This window comes from Castellaniella sp. WN, assembly GCF_054457555.1.
Genome location: NZ_JBTKZC010000001.1, coordinates 1,036,217 through 1,054,762, shown reverse-complemented (window position 1 = coordinate 1,054,762; position 18,546 = coordinate 1,036,217). Strand labels below are relative to the sequence as shown.

Sequence of the window (18,546 nt, the reverse complement as noted above, 5' to 3'; positions counted from 1 at the left end):
CTTCCATCGCAATCCGGCATAGCTGCTAGTGACGCGCCCGGTCTTACCGGGCCGTCCCGTTTATGGAGATAATCGGGTCACTATGACGACGAAAACGACGATGCGCTCGCTGGCCGGTTTCCAGGTCTTTCCCATCGGCCTGGGCTGCATGGGCCTGAGCCATGGCTACGGCCCGGCGGTCGCCCCGGCCGATGCCGAGGCGCTGCTGCTGGGGGCGCTGGACCGGGGGGTGACGCTGTTCGATACGGCGGCCCTCTACGGCTTCGGCCACAACGAGGAACTCCTGGGCCGGGTGCTGGCCCCGCATCGCGGCCGCTTCATGCTGGCTAGCAAATGCGGGATCTTCCGCGAGAACGGCCAACGCCGCATCGACGGCCGGCCCGAGACCCTGCGCCGGACCTGCGAGGATTCCCTGCGCCGCCTGCGCACCGACGTGATCGACCTGTACTACCTGCACCGCTGGGACAAATCCGTGCCCATCGAGGACAGCGTGGGCGCCCTGGCGGACCTGGTCCGCACGGGCAAGATCCGCGCCATCGGCCTGTCCGAGGTCTCCGCCGCCACGCTGCGGCGGGCGCACGCCGTGCATCCGATCGCCGCCGTTCAGAGCGAATATTCCCTGTGGTCGCGCGAGGTCGAGATCGCCGTTCTGGACGCCTGCCGCGAACTGGGCGCGGCGGTGGTGGCTTTCAGTCCGCTGGCCCGCGCCTTCCTGGCTGACGACCTGCCCGACGTGGCGGCGCTGGACGACGCGGACCTGCGGCGGCGCATGCCGCGTTTCCAGCCCGGGACCTACGCGCACAACCAGACGCTGCTGGCACCGCTGCGGCGCATGGCACGGGACCATGGCTGCACGCCGGGTCAGCTCGCGCTGGCCTGGCTGCTGCACCAGGGCGAGCACGTCATCCCCATCCCCGGGACGACCCGGCTGGCGCACCTGGAGGAAAACCTCGGGGCGGCCGGCGTGCGGCTGGATGCGGCGGCCTGCGAGGCATTGGCGCGGCTGTTCGATCGCGGCCGGGTCGCGGGCGAGCGCTATGGCGCCGCCACGCAGACGGAAGTCGACACGGAACAGTTTCCGGCGTCCTGAGGGCGCCTCGCGGCCCGTCTCCGCGCCGGGTCGCGCTTGAATCGGCATCATTGAATGGAGCTTCGAAAGCGATGCAAGGCACTCGACTGGGTTTGATCGGCTATGGCGAAGTCGGCGGCATTTTCTGCGCCGGCCTGAATGCGCAGGCGGACAGCGTCCACGCCTGGGATCTCAAGCTGGCCGACGCGGCCTCGGCGGTGGCGCTGCGCGAGCGCGCGGCGCGCGACGGCGTCGCCCTGTGCGATTCGGCGGCGGCGCTGTGCGCGGCCAGTGATCTGGTGATTTCCGCCGTCACTGCCTCGAACACCGTAGCGGTGGCGCGCGAGGCGGCCGCGCACCTGCGGCCGGGCACTATCTTCCTGGACCTGAATTCCGCCTCGCCCGGAGCCAAGCGCGAAGCCGCCTCGCTGGTCGAGGCCGCGGGCGGACGCTACGTCGAGGCGGGGGTGATGACTTCGGTGCCGCCCTACGGCATCCGGGTACCGATGCTGCTGGGCGGGCCGCACGCCGAGGCCCTTGCCGAACGGCTGCGCGCCTTCGGCATGGACACTACCGCCGTGTCGCCGGAATTGGGTGTGGCCTCGGCGATCAAGATGTGCCGCAGCGTGATGATCAAGGGCCTGGAGGCCCTGGTGATCGAAAGCTACACGGCCGCGCGCGCCTACGGCGTCGAGGACTACGTGCTGCCCACGCTGCAGGAAACGTTCCCGTCGATCGACTGGACGGAGCAGGGCCGCTACTTCTACAGCCGCGTCGTGCAGCACGGACGCCGCCGCGCCGAGGAAATGCGCGAGGTCGCCAACACCGTGCGCGAGGCCGGCTTCGAGCCCTGGATGGCCGCCGCGACCGCCGAGAAGCAGGACTGGGTCGCCGGACTGGCTGCCCAAGGCTTGTTCGCGGACGTCGAGGCGGCGGGAGGCTGGCAGGCCTATGCGGACAGGCTGATCGCTCAGGCGCGGGATTAGGCCGTATCGTCGCCAGTGCCTACCGATGATTTTTTCTGATAATTCTCTGAAAATCATATCGATCAGGTTTTGCGGGTCGGTCCGACCCTAGCTGCTTCCAGAGCTCAGTGAGCGCCCACAGAGCACCGAAGGCACGGGAAGAATCAAAACTGGCTATGCCATTACCGACATCTGACGATAAGTCGATGCCCAGGATGCGGGACAAGCCCTCATGCTTGATAACAATGGCGCACAACTCATGAAACTACAGGTTGTCGAACGCGCCTCCACCTGGGAGGTTCCGATTGCCCACTATATCTGTCGTGATTCACCGGTGCTAATAAGCACCCGTTTCATGCATGTACAACCGGGGGAGCCCCCCGCCGGAATCGTGGAGGCTGTTTGGTTAAAGTCAAACAGCCTCGACAGCCGGTGCTGCGGGTTCTTGATAGTACCGTTTTGTTCAACTTCAACTGGCGGAATATCACCGTTGGATTCCTGCAGCCGCTGGTGGTTGAACCGGGACACCCATTCCAACGTTGCCAACTCGACGGCTGCCTTGGTCTTCCAAGGGGGGCGGTTGTGGATGACCTCGGCTTTGTACAAGTCGTTGATGGCCTCGGCCAGTGCATTGTCGTAGTCGTCGCCCGTACTACCTACAGACGGCTTGATGCCCGCCTCGCCCAGCCGCTCGGAATAACGAATCGACATGTATTGAGGGCCCCTATTGGAGTAATGTATCAGCAGCCCATCAGCTGCTTGTCACGTTCAGGAATAAGCCTGGAATTGGTTGTTGTCCCGGCTGAGCAGTTGCATCAGCTTTGGGTGGATGAAGAGCTTTTCTTTGCCAAATGGCATTTCGCGCAACACGCCCAGGGCAGTCAGGTCGTGCAGGTAGCGTGAAGCGGCCTGGCGTTGGGCAATGCCTTTGTCCACCAGGTTGCCGATGCGGCAATAGGGCTGTTCAAAGATGACGTCCACCAATTCGCGCGTGTAGATCTTGGGCAGGCGTGTGCGCACGTGTTCGGTGGTGTGTTCGGCCAGCGCGCGGATGGCGGCGATCTTGCCGGTAGTCCAGCGGGACGTGTCGGTCACGGCCCGCAGCATGAACAGCAGCCAGGGTTCCCAGGCTTCGTCTCGCGTGACACTGAGCAGCAAGCGGTAGTAGTCGGCCTTGTGCGCGATGATATGGCGGCTGAGATACAGGATGGGCAGGTTCAGCAATTCCTCCTGGATCAGGTAGAGGATGTTGAGCACCCGGCCCGTGCGGCCGTTGCCATCGGTGAAGGGGTGAATGGCTTCGAATTGATAATGGCCCACCGCCATGCGGACCAAAGGGTCCAGCGTGGTCTGCTCGTGCAGGAAGCGTTCCCAATTGGCGAGCAGGTCGCGCAAGCAGGCTTCGCCTTCGGGCGGAGTGTAGATCACTTCGCCGGAGCGGTCGTTGGCGAGCTGGGTGCCCGGCGTGCGGCGAATGTTCATGTCCACCCCTTTCAGGGTGCGGCAGATGTTCACGGCAGTGGCGGTGCAGAGCGGCCGCGCCTTGAGCGACTGGAAGCCTTGGTGCAGCGCGGTGCGGTAGCGGAGCGCCTCTTTGGTGGCGGGATCGGCGTTGTCGTGGCTCTGCGCGTGCTGGAACAGCTTGTCGGTCGTGGTGACGATGTTTTCGATTTCCGAACTGTCTTTGGCCTCCAGCAGCGGGATCGTGTTGATCAGCATCGCCTGATTGGGGATGAGTTCGGCGGCTTGCTTGAGTTCAGCCAATGCCGCGCGCGCTTCGATGCAGGCTTTGAGCACCGTCCTGCTTTCCAGTTCGTGCGATGGGGGGAGTAAGGGCAACAGATTGTGGGGCTGCTCGGGGTGCCAGGCGAGGGCGGCATTGGTCATGATGCAAAAATCATGCTTTATCGACACGTCCACAGCTTATGTCGCCGTCGACGACACGTCAAGAACACGTGTTTTAATTTTGCGGAAACGAGAACATGTTCCGAGTTCATGCCGTTTGCAACGGCATGACCGGGACAGCGTGTCGCGAGCGTTTGAGGTCGCCACGCCATCAGGCGGGACGCGTCATGGCCGGCGGATAGACCTGCCGCACCGTAGTGCGGATCAGCTCCAGCATCGCCTTCTGCGTCAGGGTCGTGATCCGGCCCGCCGCCGTCGCCAGGTACAGGCGGCTGCGCAGTTCGGGCTGGGTGATGGGCCGGATGTGGTAGCGGTCCGGCTGGGCCGAGGTCAGGACGGCGTGTTCCGTCAGGATGGCGTAGCCCGTGCCGTCGGCCACCAGGTCCAGGATCGCCTGGACGCTGTCGATTTCCAGGCGGATGTTCGGGCGGGCGCCGATGAGCGCCATCTCGGATTCCAGCAGCATGCGGATCGTGTGCGGCCGGTTCGGGATGATCAGGGGGATGTTGACCAGCGCATGCAGCGGCAGCGGCTGGTCCGACGGGTGCGGCCCCCGGGTGCCGACGAGGTACAGCCGTTCGCTGGTCAGCGGCGACAGGTCCAGGTCGGCCGAGGGCGAGGGGTTGTACATCAGGGCGATGTCCAGGCGGCCCGCCAGCAGCCATTCCTGCATCACCAGGGACAGGCCCTCGCTGATCGACAGACTGGCGTTCGGCAGCCGCTTGCGGAATTGCCGCGTCAGTTCCACTGTCATCATCTTCGAGGCGCTGGGCGCGATGCCCAGTGCCACCCGGCCGGCCAGCGCGCCCTGCACGCGGCCCATGTCCTCCTTGGCGCGCTCGACCTGGTGCAGGATGCCCCGGCAGTGTTCCAGCAGCAGCTTGCCGGCCTCGGTGGTGGTGACGCCGCGCCCGTTGCGGTTCAGCAGGTTCTGGCGCAGCTCGACCTCCAGCATGCGGACCTGCCGGCTGAGGGCCGGCTGGGCGATGTTCAGCGCGTGCGAGGCCTGGGTGAAACTGCCCAGCTCGGCGACGCGCATGAAGTATTCCAATTGCTTGAGATCCATGGCCTCGGGTTCTGGCTAAGGGTTTACCCTTGAATACGGTATTGCACCGTATGAATCATATCATTTCGGCATAGCTGATAGTGGACGTATGTCCTTATGTATCGATCGGTGCGCGCCCATAATGAGCCTCATCGAGCACAGTGTGGTGACATGATGCAGAAACCCGTTCCGGCCTTGTTCATGCGTGGCGGCACGTCGCGCGGACCATTCTTCCTGGAATCCGATCTGCCCTCGGACACGGCGGCGCGCGACCGGGTGCTGCTGGCGGTCATGGGTTCGCCGGACCGGCGCCAGATCGACGGCCTGGGCGGCGCCCATCCGCTCACCAGCAAGGTCGGCATCGTGCGGCCCGGCACGACGCCGGGCGTGGACCTGGAATTCCTGTTCGCGCAGCTGCAGCCCGACCGCGACACCGTCGACACGACGGCCAATTGCGGCAACATGCTGGCGGCGGTCGTGCCGTTCGCGCTGGAGCGCGGCCTGATCCAGGCGCGGGACGACACGACGACCGCCCGCGTGCTGACCCGCAACACCGGCATGCAATGCGACATCACCGTCCTCACCCCGATGGCGCCGGAGGGCCGCCGGGTGTCCTACGAAGGCGAGGCGCGCATCGACGGCGTGCCCGGCCAGTCGGCGCCGATCACGATCAATTTCCTGGATACGGCCGGTTCGGTGTGCGCGGGGCTGCTGCCCACCGGCCGCGTGCGCGATCTCGTGCGCGTCGAGCCCCCGGCCGGCGCGGATTTCGAGGCCTTCGAGATCGAGGTCACCTGCATCGACAACGGTATGCCGCTGGTGCTGTTCCGGGCCGGCGACGTGGGCTGCACGGGGCATGAAACCCCGGCCGAGCTGAACGCCGACCAGGCTCTCAAGGCCCGCATCGAGGCCCTGCGGCTGCGCACGGGCGAACTGATGGGCCTGGGGGACGTATCCGCGCGCAACTACCCCAAGATGACCCTGGTGTCCGCCCCCCGGCAAGGTGGAGCGATCGATACCCGCAGCTTCATCCCCCACGTCTGTCACGAGGCCATCGGCGTGCTGGCGGCGGTGACGGTGGGCACGGCCTGCGTCCTGGAAGGCTCCGTGCCGCACGACCTGGCGCGCCTGCCCGACGGCGCGCGCAAAGCCGTGTCGATCGAGCATCCCAGCGGCGAATTCACGGTCGAACTGGAACTCGACCCCCAGGATCCCCAGAAGGTTGCGCGCGCGGCGTTGCTGCGAACCGCGCGGCTCATCATGCGCGGAGAAGTGATGGTGCCGGCCGCGGCCTGGCCCCAGGCGCGCTGATCCCCCCGGACACGGCGCTACATATAGAAAAGGAATCGTACGACATGAGCAGAAAACCCCTGATCATCGATTGCCACGGCCACTACACGACGGCGCCCCAGGCGCTGGCCGACTGGCGCGACCGGCAGATCGCGGGCATCCGGGATCCCGCGCAGCGGCCCAGCCCCTCGGACCTGCGCATCGGCGACGATGAGCTGCGCGAAAGCATCGAAACCAACCAGTTGCGCCTGATGCGCGAGCGCGGCTCCGACCTGACGATCTTCTCGCCGCGCGCCAGCTTCATGGCGCATCACATCGGGGACTTCCAGGTGTCCAGCACCTGGGCGGCGATCTGCAACGAGCTCTGTCATCGGGTCTCGACGCTGTTTCCCGACCATTTCGTCACGGCCGCCATGCTGCCGCAGTCGCCCGGCGTCGATCCGGCCACCTGCATCCCGGAACTGGAAAAGTGCGTCCGGGAATACGGCGCGGTCGGGATCAACCTGAACCCGGATCCTTCCGGTGGCCACTGGACTTCGCCGCCATTGTCGGACCGTTCCTGGTATCCCATCTATGAAAAGATGGTCGAATACGACATCCCGGCGATGGTCCACGTGTCCACCAGTTGCAATCCGTGCTTCCATACCACGGGTTCCCACTATTTGAACGCCGACACCACGGCCTTCATGCAGTGCCTGACCTCGGACCTGTTCAAGGATTTCCCGACTTTGCGCTTCGTGATCCCGCACGGCGGCGGCGCCGCGCCGTATCACTGGGGCCGTTTCCGCGGCCTGGCCCAGGCGCTGAAAAAGCCCCTGCTGGACGAACACCTGTTGAACAACGTGTTCTTCGACACCTGCGTCTACCACCAGCCGGGCATCGACCTGCTGACCAAGGTGATCCCGGTCAAGAACGTGCTGTTCGCCTCTGAAATGATCGGCGCGGTGCGCGGCATCGACCCCGAGACCGGCCATCATTTCGACGACACGAAACGCTACATCGAAGCCGCCGCGACGCTCAGCGACGCCGACCGCTTCCAGATCTACGAGGGCAATGCGCGCCGCGTGTATCCGCGCCTGGACGCCGCCCTGAAGGCCAAGGGCCTGTAACTCCCAGGAGAAATACGGACATGAGCACCCACCTGAACCCGCTCGGCGTCGTTCACCGCACGATCCAGCGCGCCGATCTCGCCGCCGTCGAACAGCTTTCGCGCTTCGGCGTGGCGACCATCCACGAGGCCATGGGCCGCGTCGGCCTGATGAAGCCCTACATGCGTCCGATCTGGCGCGGCGCGCGGATGTGCGGCACGGCCGTCACGGTGCTGCTGCAGCCGGGCGACAACTGGATGCTGCACGTGGCCGCCGAGCAGATCCGGCCCGGCGACGTGGTCGTGGCCGGCTGCACTGCCGACAGCACCGACGGCTTCTTCGGCGACCTGCTGGCCACCTCGTTCAAGGCGCGCGGCGCGCGCGGCCTGATCATCGACGGCGGCGTGCGCGACGTGGACACCCTGGAATCCATGGATTTCCCGGTGTTCAGCCGCGCCATCAGTTCCAAGGGCACCATCAAGGCCACCCTGGGCTCGGTCAACATCCCGGTGGTGTGCGCCGGCGCGCAGGTGAACCCGGGCGACGTGGTGGTGGCCGACACCGACGGCGTGGTGGTGGTGCCCGCCGCCGTTGCCGCCCAGGTCGCCGCCAAGGCCCAGGCCCGCGAGGACAACGAAGGCGCCAAGCGCGCGATCTTCGCCTCGGGCGTGCTGGGCCTGGACTACTACAAGATGCGCGAGGGCCTGGAAAAAGCCGGCCTGAAGTACATCGACTGAGGACACACGATGACGACCGCCGAAACCTTCACCAAGACCCCGGGCTGGCTGGATTACTACGACGGCCCGAGCCGTCCGCGCTTCCGCCTGCCCGCCGGCGCGGTGGACGCCCATTGCCACGTGTTCGGCCCCGGCGCGGTGTTTCCCTACGCGCCGGAGCGAAAGTACACGCCGTGCGACGCCCCCAAGGAAGCCCTGTTCGCCTTGCGCGACCACCTGGGCTTCGAGAAGAACGTGATCGTGCAGGCGACCTGCCATGGCACCGACAACCGCGCCCTGGTCGACGCGCTGCGCGCGTCCGGCGGCCGGGCGCGCGGGGTGGCGACCGTCTCGCGCGACGTCACCGACGCCGAATTGCAAGCCATGCACGAGGCCGGCGTGCGCGGCACGCGCTTCAATTTCGTCAAGCGCCTGGCCGATTTCACGCCGCGCGAAGTCCTGGCCGAAATCGCCGCGCGCATCGCCCCGCTGGGCTGGCACGTGGTGGTCTACTTCGAGGCGCGGGACCTGCCCGAACTCTACGATTTCTTCACCTCGCTGCCGACCACGGTGGTGGTCGACCACATGGGCCGGCCCGATGTGACCCAGCCCGTGGACGGCCCGGAATTCGGCCTGTTCGTGAAGATGATGCAGGACCATCCGCACATCTGGAGCAAGGTCAGTTGCCCGGAGCGCCTCAGCCAGTCCGGCCCGCCGGCCCTGAACGGCGAACAGCACGCCTACCGCGACGTCGCGCCCTTTGCGCGGCGCCTGGTGGAAACCTTCCCCGACCGCGTGCTGTGGGGCACCGACTGGCCGCATCCGAATCTCAAGAACCACATGCCCGACGACGGCCTGCTGGTGGATACCATCCCGCGGATCGCGCCGACGGCCGAACTGCAGCGCAAACTGCTGGTGGACAACCCGAACCGCTTGTACTGGAGTTGAACCATGTCCCTGAACAAGCCCTATACCGACGTGCCCGGCACGACCATCTTCGACGCCGACCAGTCCCGCAAAGGCTACCACCTGAACCAGTTCTGCATGTCGCTGATGAAGGCGGAGAACCGCGACCGGTTCCGCGCCGACGAGCGTGCCTACCTGGATGAGTGGCCCATGAGCGAGGACCAGAAGCAGGCCGTGCTGGCGCGCGACCTGAACCGCTGCCTGGAGCTGGGCGGCAACATCTATTTCCTGGCCAAGCTCGGCGCCACCGACGGGCGTTCCTTCCAGTACATGGCCGCCAGCATGACCGGCATGTCCCAGGAAGAATACGCCGCGATGATGCTGGCCGGCGGCCGAAACATCCAGGGCAATCGCCGCACCGGAGAAAAACAGTGACCCGACAGACGCATGCCCGCATCAGCGCGAGTGTCTACACCTCGCACGTGCCCGCGATCGGCGCCGCCATCGATCTGGGCAAGACCGGCAATGAATATTGGGCGCCCCTGTTCAAGGGCTACGAGCCGTCCAAGCAGTGGATGAAGGACAACCGGCCCGACGTCATCTTCCTGGTCTACAACGATCACGCCACGGCCTTCAGCCTGGAGATGATCCCGACCTTCGCGATCGGCTGCGCGGCGCGGTTCGATCCGGCCGACGAGGGCTGGGGCGCGCGCCCGGTGCCGCCGGTGATCGGCCACCCGGAACTGGCCGCGCACATCGCCCAGTCGGTGATCCAGCAGGACTTCGACCTGACGATCGTCAACAAGATGGACGTGGACCACGGCCTGACGGTACCCCTGTCGCTGATGTGCGGCCAGCCCGAGGCCTGGCCGTGTCCGATCATCCCCTTCGCCGTCAACGTGGTGCAGTATCCCGTGCCGTCCGGGCGCCGCTGCTTCGAGCTGGGCCGCGCCATCCGCCGCGCCATCGAAAGCTACGACGAGCCCTTGAACGTGCATATCTGGGGCACGGGCGGCATGAGTCACCAGTTGCAGGGGCCGCGCGCCGGCCTGATCAACCGTGAATTCGACAACGCCTTCCTGGACCGGCTGATCGCCGATCCGGCCGGACAGGCGGGCGTGCCGCACATCGATTACGTGCGTGAGGCGGGCTCCGAGGGTATCGAGCTGGTCATGTGGCTGATCGCCCGGGGCGCCATGGCGGACGTGGCGGGGGGCCCGGCGCCGCGCGTCGCGCACCGCTTCTACCACGTGCCGGCCTCGAACACGGCCGTGGGTCATCTGATCCTGGAGGAACGACAATCGTGACCGACCGTACCCTGAAAGTCGCGCTGGCCGGCGCCGGCGCCTTCGGCATCAAGCACCTGGACGGCATCGCCCGCATCGACGGCGTGGAAGTCGTCTCGCTGGTCAGCCGCGACCTGGACAAGACCCGCGCGGTCGCGCGGAAATATGGCGTCGGCCACGCCGCCACCGAACTCGACGAGGCGCTGGCGCGTCCCGAGGTCGATGCCGTGATCCTGTGCACGCCGACCCAGATGCACGCGGCCCAGGCCATGGCCTGCCTGCGCGCGGGCAAACACGTCCAGGTCGAGATCCCCATGGCCGATTCCCTGGCGGACGCCGAGGCCCTGGTCGCGCTGGCGCGCGAGACCGGCAAGACCGCCATGTGCGGCCACACGCGGCGTTTCAACCCCAGCCACCAGTACGTGCACCAGCGCGTCGAGCGCGGCGAATTCCACGTCCAGCAGATGGACGTGCAGACGTATTTTTTCCGCCGCACCAACATGAACGCGCTGGGCGAGCCGCGCAGTTGGACCGATCACCTGCTGTGGCACCACGCGGCGCACACGGTGGACCTGTTCGCCTACCAGTGCGGCAGCCCCGTCGTGCGGGCCCACGCGGTGCAGGGCCCGATCCACCCGGAACTGGGCATCGCCATGGACATGTCGATCCAGCTCCAGGCGGCCAATGGCGCCATCTGCACGCTGTCGCTGAGCTTCAACAACGACGGCCCGCTGGGGACCTTCTTCCGCTACATCGGCGATACGGCGACCTACATCGCCCGCTACGACGATCTCTTCACCGGTCGCGACGAGGTCATCGACGTCAGCCGCGTGGCCGTGTCGATGAACGGCATCGAACTGCAGGACCGCGAATTCTTCGCAGCCATCCGCGAGGGGCGGGAGCCGAACGCCAGCGTGGCCCAGGTCCTGCCGTGCTACCGGGTGCTGCATGACCTCGAGCAGCAACTGTCCGGCCAGTCGGCCCGGGCGTGATTCATTCTTTCATTCTGACTGATATACCAACAGGAGCGAGACCATGAAACTCAGCAAAACCCTTGGGGCGGCGGCCTTGGCCTTCGGCCTGGCCACGGCCTTCGGCGCGGCCCGGGCCGCGGATCTGAAGATCGGCGTCGTGATGCCCATGTCCGGGCCGTTCGCCGCCCATGGCAAGCAGATCAAGCACGGCATCGATCTGTTCCTGGCCGAGCACGGCGACACGGTCGCCGGCCGCACGGTCAAGATCATCATCAAGGACGACACCGGCATCGCCCCGGCGGTGGCCAAGCGCCAGGCGCAGGAACTGCTGATCAAGGACAAGGTCGACATCCTGGCCGGCTTCACCCTGACCCCCAACGCCTTCTCCGTCGCGCCCCTGGCGACCGAGGCCAAGGTGCCGATGGTGGTGCTGAACGCGGCCACGTCCTCGATCACCGAAAAGTCCCCCAACATCGTCCGGGTGTCGATGACCCTGCCGCAGGACACGGCGCCGCTGGCGCAGTGGGCCTATGCCAACGGCATCCGCTCGGTCTACACCCTGGTGTCCGACTACGGTCCGGGGCATGACGCCGAACAGCAGTTCCAGAAGACCTTCACCAGCCTGGGCGGCAAGATCACGGGCGAGGTTCGCACCCCCGTCAACACGCCGGACTACGCGCCGTTCCTGCAGCGTGTGAAGGACGCCAAGCCCGACGCCGTGTTCTTCTTCGTGCCCAATGGCGAGCAGGGCGTGGCCCTGGCCAAGGGCTACAAGGAACGCGGTCTGGATCAGGCCGGGATCAAGGAACTGGCCACGGGCGACGTGACCGACGAGGACGTGCTCGACGCCATGGGCGACGCGGCGATCGGCATGATCACGTCCTTCCATTATTCGGCCGCGCACGACTCGCCGGAAAACAAGGCCTTCGTGGCCGCCTACCACAAGGCCTTCCCCAACGACCGGCCCAACTTCGTGGCGGCGGCCGGCTATGACGGCATGCACCTGATCTATCAGGCCCTGGAAAAGACCAAGGGCGATGCCAGCGCCGATGCCTTCATGGCGGCGGTCAAGGGCATGAAGTGGACCAGCCCGCGCGGCCCGGTGGCAATCGATCCGGAAACGCGCGACATCGTCCAGAATGTCTACATCCGCAAGGTCGAGAAGGTGGACGGCGTGCTGCAGAATGTCGAGTTCGACAAGATCGAGGCCGTCAAGGACCCTGGCAAGCAGAAGTGATCGCCGGCCCCGGTGCCCGGCCCCGTCCCCGGTGACGGGGGCAGGGCGCCGGGGCGGTCCGGAACCGGCTCCATCCCAGTCCTGGAATCAATCATGACCATTCTCTTTGATGGCATCGCCGCGGGCATGCTGCTGTTCCTGATCAGCGTGGGCCTGTCGGTGACGCTGGGCCTGATGAACTTCGTCAACCTGGCCCATGGCGCCTTCGCCATGCTGGGCGGCTATGCCTGCGTCGTGCTGCTCAACGGCTACGGCGTGCCGTTCCTGGCGACGTTGCCGGCGGCCATCATCGTGCCCGCCCTGGCCGGCATCGTGCTAGAACGCACCCTGTACCGCCGCCTGTACGCGGCCTCCGACCTGGACCAGGTGCTGTTCTCCATCGGCCTGGTGTTCATGTCCGTGGCGGCCGCCCACTATTTCTTCGGCGCGCAGCAGCAGCCGTTGCACTTGCCTGAATTCCTTTCCGGGCAGATCCATCTCCCCGGCATGGACGTCGGCGTCTACCGCCTGTTCCTGATCTTCGCCGGCCTGGCGGTGGCCCTGTTGCTGCAATGGTCCGTGATCCGCACGTCCTTCGGCGCGCGCTTGCGGGCGGCCGTGGACAATCAGCGCGTCGCGCGCGGCATGGGCATCGACGTCAACCGCGTTTTCAGCCTGACCTTCGCCCTGGGTTCCGCCCTGGCGGGCCTGGGTGGAGCGCTGGGGGTCGAGATGCTGGGGCTGGACCCTGAATTCCCCGTGAAATACCTGGTGTATTTCCTCATCGTCGTGTCCGTGGGGGGCAGCGGCAACATCCTCGGATCGCTGTACGCCGCCATCCTGCTCGGCGTGGCCGACGTGGCCGGCAAATACTACGTGCCGCAGATCGGCGCCTTCATCATCTATGCCGTCATGGTGGCGACGCTGATCTTCCGCCCCCATGGCCTGTTCGGCCGTCCTCACAAATAGGCCCCGACATGACGACCTCCAATTCGATCGGGACGCCGTCCCATCCGCATGCCGGCTCGACCGCGCTCGACCGCTATCGCCGCTCGGCCCGCTGGCAGCCGCTGGAATACCTGTTCTGGTGCCTGCCGATCCTGGCGTACTTCGCCTTCCCGGGCAACTACCTGCTGCTCAGCCAGATCGCCATCACCAGCCTGTTCGCGCTGTCGCTGGACCTGATCTTCGGGTATGCGGGGATCATTTCCCTGGGCCATGCCGCCTTCTTCGGCGTGGGCGCCTACACCGTGGGCCTGCTGGGCTCGAACGGCTACGGGGATCCGCTGCTGGGCCTGTTCCTGGCGGCCGTGGTCGCCGCCGCGCTGGGTTTTCTCAGCAGCTTTCTGCTGCTGCGCGGCAGCGACCTGTCGCGCCTGATGGTGACGCTGGGCGTCGCCCTGATGCTCTACGAGCTGGCCAATAAATTCACCGGCATCACCGGCGGGGTGGACGGCATGCCGGGGGTCGAGGTCAAGCCGATCCTGGGCCTGTTCGACTTCGACATGTTCGGCCGCGTCGGCTACGTCTATTCGGTCGTCGTGCTGTTCGTGCTGTTCTGGTTCGCCCGCCGCCTGGTGCATTCGCCTTTCGGCCAGAGCCTGCGCGGCATCCGCATGAATACCTTGCGCATGCCGGCGCTGGGCGTGCCCGTGAACCGCCGTCTGATCGCGGTCTACACCATCGGCGCGAGCTATGCCGGGGTGGCCGGCGCCCTGCTGGCGCAGACCAACTCGTTCGTCTCGCTGGACGTGCTCAGCTTCCAGCGTTCGGCCGACCTGCTGCTGATCCTGATCCTGGGCGGGGCGGGGCACCTGTACGGCGGGCTGCTGGGCGCCATCGTCTTCGTGATCGCCAATTACCTGCTGTCCGACATGAATCCCCAATACTGGCAGTTCTGGCTGGGCCTGATCCTGGTGCTGGTGGTGCTGTTCGCCCGGGGCGGAATCCTGGGGACGGCCCGCCAGTGGATCGAATCTTCCCGCCAACGCGCCCAGTCGCGCGCCCGCACGGAGTTCCCTTCATGAGTCCCGTCCTGCAGACCCATGGCCTGGTGCGCCGCTTCGGCGGTTTCGTGGCTACCGACCATGTTGACCTGTCGATCGCGCCCGGCGCGCGCCATGCCCTGATCGGCCCCAACGGGGCCGGCAAGACCACGCTGATCAACCTGCTGACCGGCTACCTGGAGCCCAGCGCCGGTCGCGTCGAACTGATGGGCCGCGACGTCACGCGCATGCCGCAGCATGAGCGCGCCCGCCAGGGGCTGGTACGCACTTTCCAGATCAACCAGCTGTTCATGGACATGACGGTGCTCGAATCCGTCGCGCTCGCCGTCAGCGAACGCAACGGGCTGGGCACGCGCTGGTGGCGACCGCTGTCGGCCCGGGGCGAGATCATCGACGAGGCCGTCGCCATCCTGGACCGCCTGAAGCTGTTGTCCGACGCGCACGAGACCACGCGCAATCTGGCCTACGGCCGCCAGCGCCTGATCGAGATCGCCCTGGCCCTGGCGCTGCGGCCCAAGGTCCTGCTGCTCGACGAGCCGGCGGCCGGCGTGCCGACCGGCGAGAGCCAGGAGTTGTTCGAGACCATCGCCCAGCTGCCGCGCGATGTCACCATCCTGCTGATCGAACACGACATGAACCTGGTTTTCCGTTTCGCCGAGCGCATTTCCGTCCTGGTGTCGGGCGCGTTGCTGATCGAGGACACCCCCGAGGTGATCGCGCATCATCCGCGCGTCAAGGAAGTCTACCTGGGAGAAGCCCATGTCTGAACTCTTGCGCCTGGAAAACGTCTGGGCGGGCTACGGCGACGCCGTCGTCCTGGAGGACCTGTCCCTGTCCCTGGAGGCAGGCGAGAGTCTGGCGCTGCTGGGACGCAACGGCATGGGCAAGACGACGCTGCTGGCGACCCTGATGGGCGCCACCCGGCTGCGGCGTGGCCGCATCGTCTTCCAGGGCGAGGACATCGCTCATGTGCCCAGCCACCGTCGCGCCCAGGCCGGCCTGGGCTGGGTGCCGCAGGAACGCGACATCTTCCGTTCCCTGACCGTCGAGGAGAACCTGACCGTGGTCGCCCGGCCGGGCGAGTGGACCCTGGAGCGGGTCTACGCGACGTTCCCCCGGCTGAAGGAGCGCCGCGCGAATCTGGGCAGCCAGCTGTCGGGCGGCGAGCAGCAGATGCTGGCCATGGGGCGGGCGCTGATGCTCAACCCCAAGGTCCTGCTGCTGGATGAACCGCTCGAAGGCCTGGCGCCCCTGATCGCCCAGGAATTGCTGCACATCATCGACCGCATGGTCTCGGAAGGTCGCATGGCCGTCATTCTGGTGGAGCAGCACGCCCGCCAGATCCTGCCGATCACGCGCCAGGCGTTGGTGCTGGAGCGCGGCCGGGTGGTCTATGCGGGCGACAGCGCGGAACTGCTGCGCGACGGCGCCGCGCTGGATCGCTGGCTGGGCGCCGGATCGACCGACGGAGAGGCGGGTGCCGCACCGCGCCGGACGCCGGCCGAGCGCATTCCCGCCATCGAAGCCATCCAGGACGAGCACCGGGCCCTCGCGGCCATTCTCAACGGCCTGTCGCGCATCGTGCAGGACATCGAGGACGGCAGGCTGATGCCGGACTACACCCTGCTGGCGAGCATGATCGAGTACATCGCCGAAATGCCCGACAAGCTGCACCACCCCAAGGAGGACCAGATCTTCGCTCTGCTGCGCACCAAGACGCGGGACGAGGACGGACACCTGGATCGGCTGGAGGCCGAGCATCGGGACACGGTCCACGCCACCGGGCGGCTCGATCGCGCCCTGGTCAGCTACGTACAAGGTGGCGCAGCGAATTTCCCGGGATTCCGGGACGCCGTGCGCGCCTATATCGCCGACGAATGGGTGCACCTGAACACTGAGGAGCGCTACATTCTTCCAGCAGCCCGCCGCCTGTTCAGCGCGGACGAATGGAAGGAGATCAATGCCGATTTCGTCCGCAACGGCGATCCCTGGTCGGGGCCGGACAATCGCTACGCCGGCCTGTTCCGGCGCATCACCAGTCTGGCGCCGGCGCCCATCGGCGTGGGTGGAGGGCCGCCGCGCTGAGCGGACGGGGCCGGGCGGGCTGTGCGGCGGCTCCATACCTGCGCCGCCGCGGGACGTCCGGGTCGGGTGAGAAGTTCCTGCCGGAACGTGCCGGCCGCGGCATCAAGCGAATGCGAACATGTCGCGGAGTTTTTCCCTGATTGGTCGCTGGTGCACCCGAGTTCGACAGTTAGAACCGCAACTCATTGATTTATAAAGAAGCGCCTTAAAAACGCTCCATTACAGATTAACGAAGGCCTCAGTTGCTGTGAGCTTTCCAACCTGCAGGCTCTTCAGGATGGCCGCCTGTTCGGCATCGATCGTCGAGATGCCCGTGATGGATTTGCCGCCCGGCAGCACGACCCGGTGGGTCTGGATGCGACGCAGAATCGACAAGGCGCGCTCGGGCGAGACCACGTCGGCCACGGGCTGTTCGCGCAGCCGCATGCGTATGACCCGTTGCAACACCAAGGCAATAAAGCAGATCATGGCGTGTGCCCGGATGCGATCGGGGCGTCGGTGGTAGACGGGTCCGATCTCAATTTCGGACTTGAGCACCTTGAAGCCCCGCTCGATGTCGGCCAGGGATTTGTAGCGGCTAATCACATCGGCTGGCGCCAGATCGCAGACGTTGGTGATCAGTAGCAGCTTGCCATCCATGGCGCGTGCCAGGGCCAGCGCCTTTTCATTGACCTGGTAGGTGAAGAGCTCACTTTTAAGGTCTACCCGGATGATGCGTGCGAGATGCGCTTCGCAGACCGCGTGATAGAACCGGGCGCGCGCGCCACCATCGGAGAGCTTGCGGCCTTTGCCGCGTACCCCAGCATCCTGGGCGTCCAGTTTGCCGACCCACTGGGCGGCCTGGGCTTCGAGCGCTGCAATTTTCTGATCGCGCTGGGCCGTTTGTTCGGCAGCCCGGTACCGATCATGGGCAACAACCAACCGCAGCCCTTGCCACGCCTGTTCGCCCACGATCTCGGGGCTGTCGCTCTCGATAGCCGCTTGGTTGATCGGTTCGAGCAGCTCGGCAAACTCGTTGTACCGTCGGCCGGGGACCGCCAGAATGAATTCCAACGGCTGGCCATTGGGCAGGCGCATGGCTTGCAAGTCTGCGAGGTTGTCAATCGACAGCAGCCCTCGATCGGCGACGGCGATTACCCGGCGCACCGGGAAGCGATCCATGACCTTTTGCAGCGAGGCCTTCAGCGTCCCCACTTCGGCCGTATTGCCTTCAAAGATCTCGTGATAGAGCGGGATGCCTTCAGCGGTTTGCACCAGCCCCAGCATGAACTGACGGGCAATGATGCCTTCCTTGGACTTGCCAAACTGGCGAATGTCATCCGTTTGCTCAGAGAGCCCTTCGGCACGAATCGTGGTCATGTCGTAGAAGACCACCGACAATTCTTCACTTACCAAGGGTTTGACGGCTGCGACCAGCGCCTGATCGATGACGGCCTGGTGCTCCACCATCGCGTCCATGGTGCGCAGCAATTGCTGGTGCTCAACCGATGCCAGATCGGTATCGGGAAAGCTGACGGTCTGTAGCCAGCGCAGGGTCCCAAGCTTTGAATCGGCATCGCTCAGGCGATTAAAGACCATGACGCGCAGTAGCGCCTCCAGGTCGATTTTGTGGCGGGTGCGCTGGCGCAGCACCTGACGCAGGCGATCCAGGCCCAGCTGCTTCCAGATCTGAGTCAGTGCCCAAAGGTCCCCGATGGCTCGTGAAGAATCGAAGCGGGCGGTGCCATCATCAAGCGCTGGTGAAGGCTCTATGCCCAGGATGCGCGCCAGGCCTTCGTGCAGGGACTTGATGGAATCACCCATCTGGTCCAAACGGCCAAGTGTCGCCACAGTGCGCTGCTTGGGGCACCCAGCGTCGTCGCGGTAGGCCTCCACGAGCTGCACATAGCGGCGGGGGCCTGACTTGGTGACTTTGATAAACATGCCATTACTATAATCACATATACACAGTATAGTCAATGCGCAATTATGATAACGTGCCATTACAAAATTATC

General features: G+C 65.8%; 17 protein-coding genes and 2 pseudogenes. 15 read left to right on the top strand and 4 right to left on the bottom strand.

Features of this window, described 5'->3' with window-relative positions; all coding sequences use genetic code 11:
* The first annotated feature begins 82 nt into the window (after positions 1 to 82).
* Positions 83 to 1,090 carry an aldo/keto reductase gene (locus tag ACTPOE_RS04835; protein WP_458871087.1) on the top strand — a complete coding sequence of 336 codons (1,008 nt, stop codon included), beginning with the start codon at positions 83 to 85 and terminating at the stop codon, positions 1,088 to 1,090.
* 71 nt (positions 1,091 to 1,161) lie between these two features.
* Positions 1,162 to 2,055 (top strand): NAD(P)-dependent oxidoreductase, encoded by an 894-nt coding sequence (locus ACTPOE_RS04830; RefSeq protein WP_458871086.1) that lies wholly within the window; start codon positions 1,162 to 1,164, stop codon positions 2,053 to 2,055.
* Positions 2,056 to 2,446: 391 nt separating this feature from the next.
* Here the strand turns inward: ACTPOE_RS04830 and ACTPOE_RS04825 are convergent.
* The 3 genes and pseudogenes from ACTPOE_RS04825 to ACTPOE_RS04815 form a co-directional block, all read right to left on the bottom strand.
* Positions 2,447 to 2,778: pseudogene (locus ACTPOE_RS04825) on the bottom strand (integrase core domain-containing protein); the annotation flags it as partial.
* A 24-nt stretch (positions 2,779 to 2,802) separates the two neighbouring features.
* Entirely contained in the window at positions 2,803 to 3,921 is a 1,119-nt protein-coding gene (gene fic / locus ACTPOE_RS04820) for a protein adenylyltransferase Fic (RefSeq protein ID WP_458871085.1), read from the bottom strand.
* Between the two features lie 169 nt (positions 3,922 to 4,090).
* Positions 4,091 to 5,005 (bottom strand): LysR family transcriptional regulator, encoded by a 915-nt coding sequence (locus ACTPOE_RS04815; protein ID WP_458871084.1) that lies wholly within the window; start codon positions 5,003 to 5,005, stop codon positions 4,091 to 4,093.
* Positions 5,006 to 5,158: 153 nt separating this feature from the next.
* Here ACTPOE_RS04815 and ACTPOE_RS04810 point away from each other — a divergent pair, with 153 nt between their 5' ends.
* The 13 genes and pseudogenes from ACTPOE_RS04810 (at position 5,159) to ACTPOE_RS04750 (ending at position 16,551) form a co-directional block, all read left to right on the top strand.
* Positions 5,159 to 6,295: a 4-oxalomesaconate tautomerase gene (locus ACTPOE_RS04810; RefSeq protein ID WP_458872760.1), complete on the top strand. Its 1,137-nt coding sequence runs from the start codon at positions 5,159 to 5,161 to the stop codon at positions 6,293 to 6,295.
* A gap of 59 nt (positions 6,296 to 6,354) precedes the next feature.
* A complete protein-coding gene (locus ACTPOE_RS04805) occupies positions 6,355 to 7,383 on the top strand; it encodes an amidohydrolase family protein (RefSeq protein ID WP_458872759.1) in 1,029 nt (342 codons plus the stop codon).
* A 20-nt stretch (positions 7,384 to 7,403) separates the two neighbouring features.
* Positions 7,404 to 8,099 carry a 4-carboxy-4-hydroxy-2-oxoadipate aldolase/oxaloacetate decarboxylase gene (gene ligK / locus ACTPOE_RS04800; protein ID WP_458871083.1) on the top strand — a complete coding sequence of 232 codons (696 nt, stop codon included), beginning with the start codon at positions 7,404 to 7,406 and terminating at the stop codon, positions 8,097 to 8,099.
* A gap of 9 nt (positions 8,100 to 8,108) precedes the next feature.
* The gene (locus ACTPOE_RS04795; protein ID WP_458871082.1) at positions 8,109 to 9,026 is read left to right on the top strand and encodes an amidohydrolase family protein; all 918 of its coding nucleotides are present in this window, start codon (positions 8,109 to 8,111) and stop codon (positions 9,024 to 9,026) included.
* Between the two features lie 3 nt (positions 9,027 to 9,029).
* Positions 9,030 to 9,419, top strand: a complete 390-nt coding sequence (gene ligA / locus ACTPOE_RS04790) for a protocatechuate 4,5-dioxygenase subunit alpha (protein ID WP_458871081.1) — start codon at positions 9,030 to 9,032, stop codon at positions 9,417 to 9,419.
* Positions 9,416 to 10,291 (top strand): class III extradiol dioxygenase subunit beta, encoded by an 876-nt coding sequence (locus ACTPOE_RS04785; protein ID WP_458871080.1) that lies wholly within the window; start codon positions 9,416 to 9,418, stop codon positions 10,289 to 10,291. Before ligA ends, ACTPOE_RS04785 begins: the two co-directional genes overlap by 4 nt.
* Positions 10,288 to 11,262, top strand: coding sequence for a Gfo/Idh/MocA family oxidoreductase (locus tag ACTPOE_RS04780; protein ID WP_458871079.1), 975 nt, complete (start codon positions 10,288 to 10,290; stop codon positions 11,260 to 11,262). The genes ACTPOE_RS04785 and ACTPOE_RS04780 overlap by 4 nt, the downstream gene beginning before the upstream one ends.
* Positions 11,263 to 11,305: 43 nt before the next feature.
* On the top strand, positions 11,306 to 12,481 hold the full coding sequence (locus tag ACTPOE_RS04775) for an ABC transporter substrate-binding protein (protein WP_458871078.1): 1,176 nt from the start codon (positions 11,306 to 11,308) through the stop codon (positions 12,479 to 12,481).
* A 93-nt stretch (positions 12,482 to 12,574) separates the two neighbouring features.
* Positions 12,575 to 13,429, top strand: a complete 855-nt coding sequence (locus ACTPOE_RS04770) for a branched-chain amino acid ABC transporter permease (RefSeq protein ID WP_458871077.1) — start codon at positions 12,575 to 12,577, stop codon at positions 13,427 to 13,429.
* An 8-nt stretch (positions 13,430 to 13,437) separates the two neighbouring features.
* Positions 13,438 to 14,487, top strand: a complete 1,050-nt coding sequence (locus tag ACTPOE_RS04765; RefSeq protein ID WP_458871076.1) for a branched-chain amino acid ABC transporter permease — start codon at positions 13,438 to 13,440, stop codon at positions 14,485 to 14,487.
* The gene (locus ACTPOE_RS04760; RefSeq protein WP_458871075.1) at positions 14,484 to 15,233 is read left to right on the top strand and encodes an ABC transporter ATP-binding protein; all 750 of its coding nucleotides are present in this window, start codon (positions 14,484 to 14,486) and stop codon (positions 15,231 to 15,233) included. The genes ACTPOE_RS04765 and ACTPOE_RS04760 overlap by 4 nt, the downstream gene beginning before the upstream one ends.
* A pseudogene (locus ACTPOE_RS04755) lies at positions 15,226 to 15,909 on the top strand (ABC transporter ATP-binding protein); the annotation flags it as partial. The gene ACTPOE_RS04760 and the pseudogene ACTPOE_RS04755, both read left to right, overlap by 8 nt.
* Complete coding sequence (locus tag ACTPOE_RS04750; protein ID WP_458872758.1) at positions 15,883 to 16,551, top strand: hemerythrin domain-containing protein; 669 nt, start codon at positions 15,883 to 15,885, stop codon at positions 16,549 to 16,551. The pseudogene ACTPOE_RS04755 and the gene ACTPOE_RS04750, both read left to right, overlap by 27 nt.
* A gap of 219 nt (positions 16,552 to 16,770) precedes the next feature.
* On the opposite strand, the gene ACTPOE_RS04745 is transcribed toward ACTPOE_RS04750, so the two are convergent.
* On the bottom strand, positions 16,771 to 18,474 hold the full coding sequence (locus ACTPOE_RS04745; protein WP_458870344.1) for an IS1634 family transposase: 1,704 nt from the start codon (positions 18,472 to 18,474) through the stop codon (positions 16,771 to 16,773).
* Between the last annotated feature and the right edge of the window lie 72 nt (positions 18,475 to 18,546).

Coding starts and splice junctions, on each gene's coding strand:
- ACTPOE_RS04770 (WP_458871077.1), top strand. CDS start 12,575: ATGACCATTCTCTTTGATGGCATCGCCGCGGGCATGCTGCTGTTCCTG.
- ACTPOE_RS04745 (WP_458870344.1), bottom strand. CDS start 18,474: ATGTTTATCAAAGTCACCAAGTCAGGCCCCCGCCGCTATGTGCAGCTC.
- ACTPOE_RS04760 (WP_458871075.1), top strand. CDS start 14,484: ATGAGTCCCGTCCTGCAGACCCATGGCCTGGTGCGCCGCTTCGGCGGT.
- ACTPOE_RS04810 (WP_458872760.1), top strand. CDS start 5,159: ATGCAGAAACCCGTTCCGGCCTTGTTCATGCGTGGCGGCACGTCGCGC.
- ACTPOE_RS04835 (WP_458871087.1), top strand. CDS start 83: ATGACGACGAAAACGACGATGCGCTCGCTGGCCGGTTTCCAGGTCTTT.
- fic (WP_458871085.1), bottom strand. CDS start 3,921: ATGACCAATGCCGCCCTCGCCTGGCACCCCGAGCAGCCCCACAATCTG.
- ACTPOE_RS04765 (WP_458871076.1), top strand. CDS start 13,438: ATGACGACCTCCAATTCGATCGGGACGCCGTCCCATCCGCATGCCGGC.
- ACTPOE_RS04815 (WP_458871084.1), bottom strand. CDS start 5,005: ATGGATCTCAAGCAATTGGAATACTTCATGCGCGTCGCCGAGCTGGGC.
- ligA (WP_458871081.1), top strand. CDS start 9,030: ATGTCCCTGAACAAGCCCTATACCGACGTGCCCGGCACGACCATCTTC.
- ligK (WP_458871083.1), top strand. CDS start 7,404: ATGAGCACCCACCTGAACCCGCTCGGCGTCGTTCACCGCACGATCCAG.
- ACTPOE_RS04795 (WP_458871082.1), top strand. CDS start 8,109: ATGACGACCGCCGAAACCTTCACCAAGACCCCGGGCTGGCTGGATTAC.
- ACTPOE_RS04775 (WP_458871078.1), top strand. CDS start 11,306: ATGAAACTCAGCAAAACCCTTGGGGCGGCGGCCTTGGCCTTCGGCCTG.
- ACTPOE_RS04830 (WP_458871086.1), top strand. CDS start 1,162: ATGCAAGGCACTCGACTGGGTTTGATCGGCTATGGCGAAGTCGGCGGC.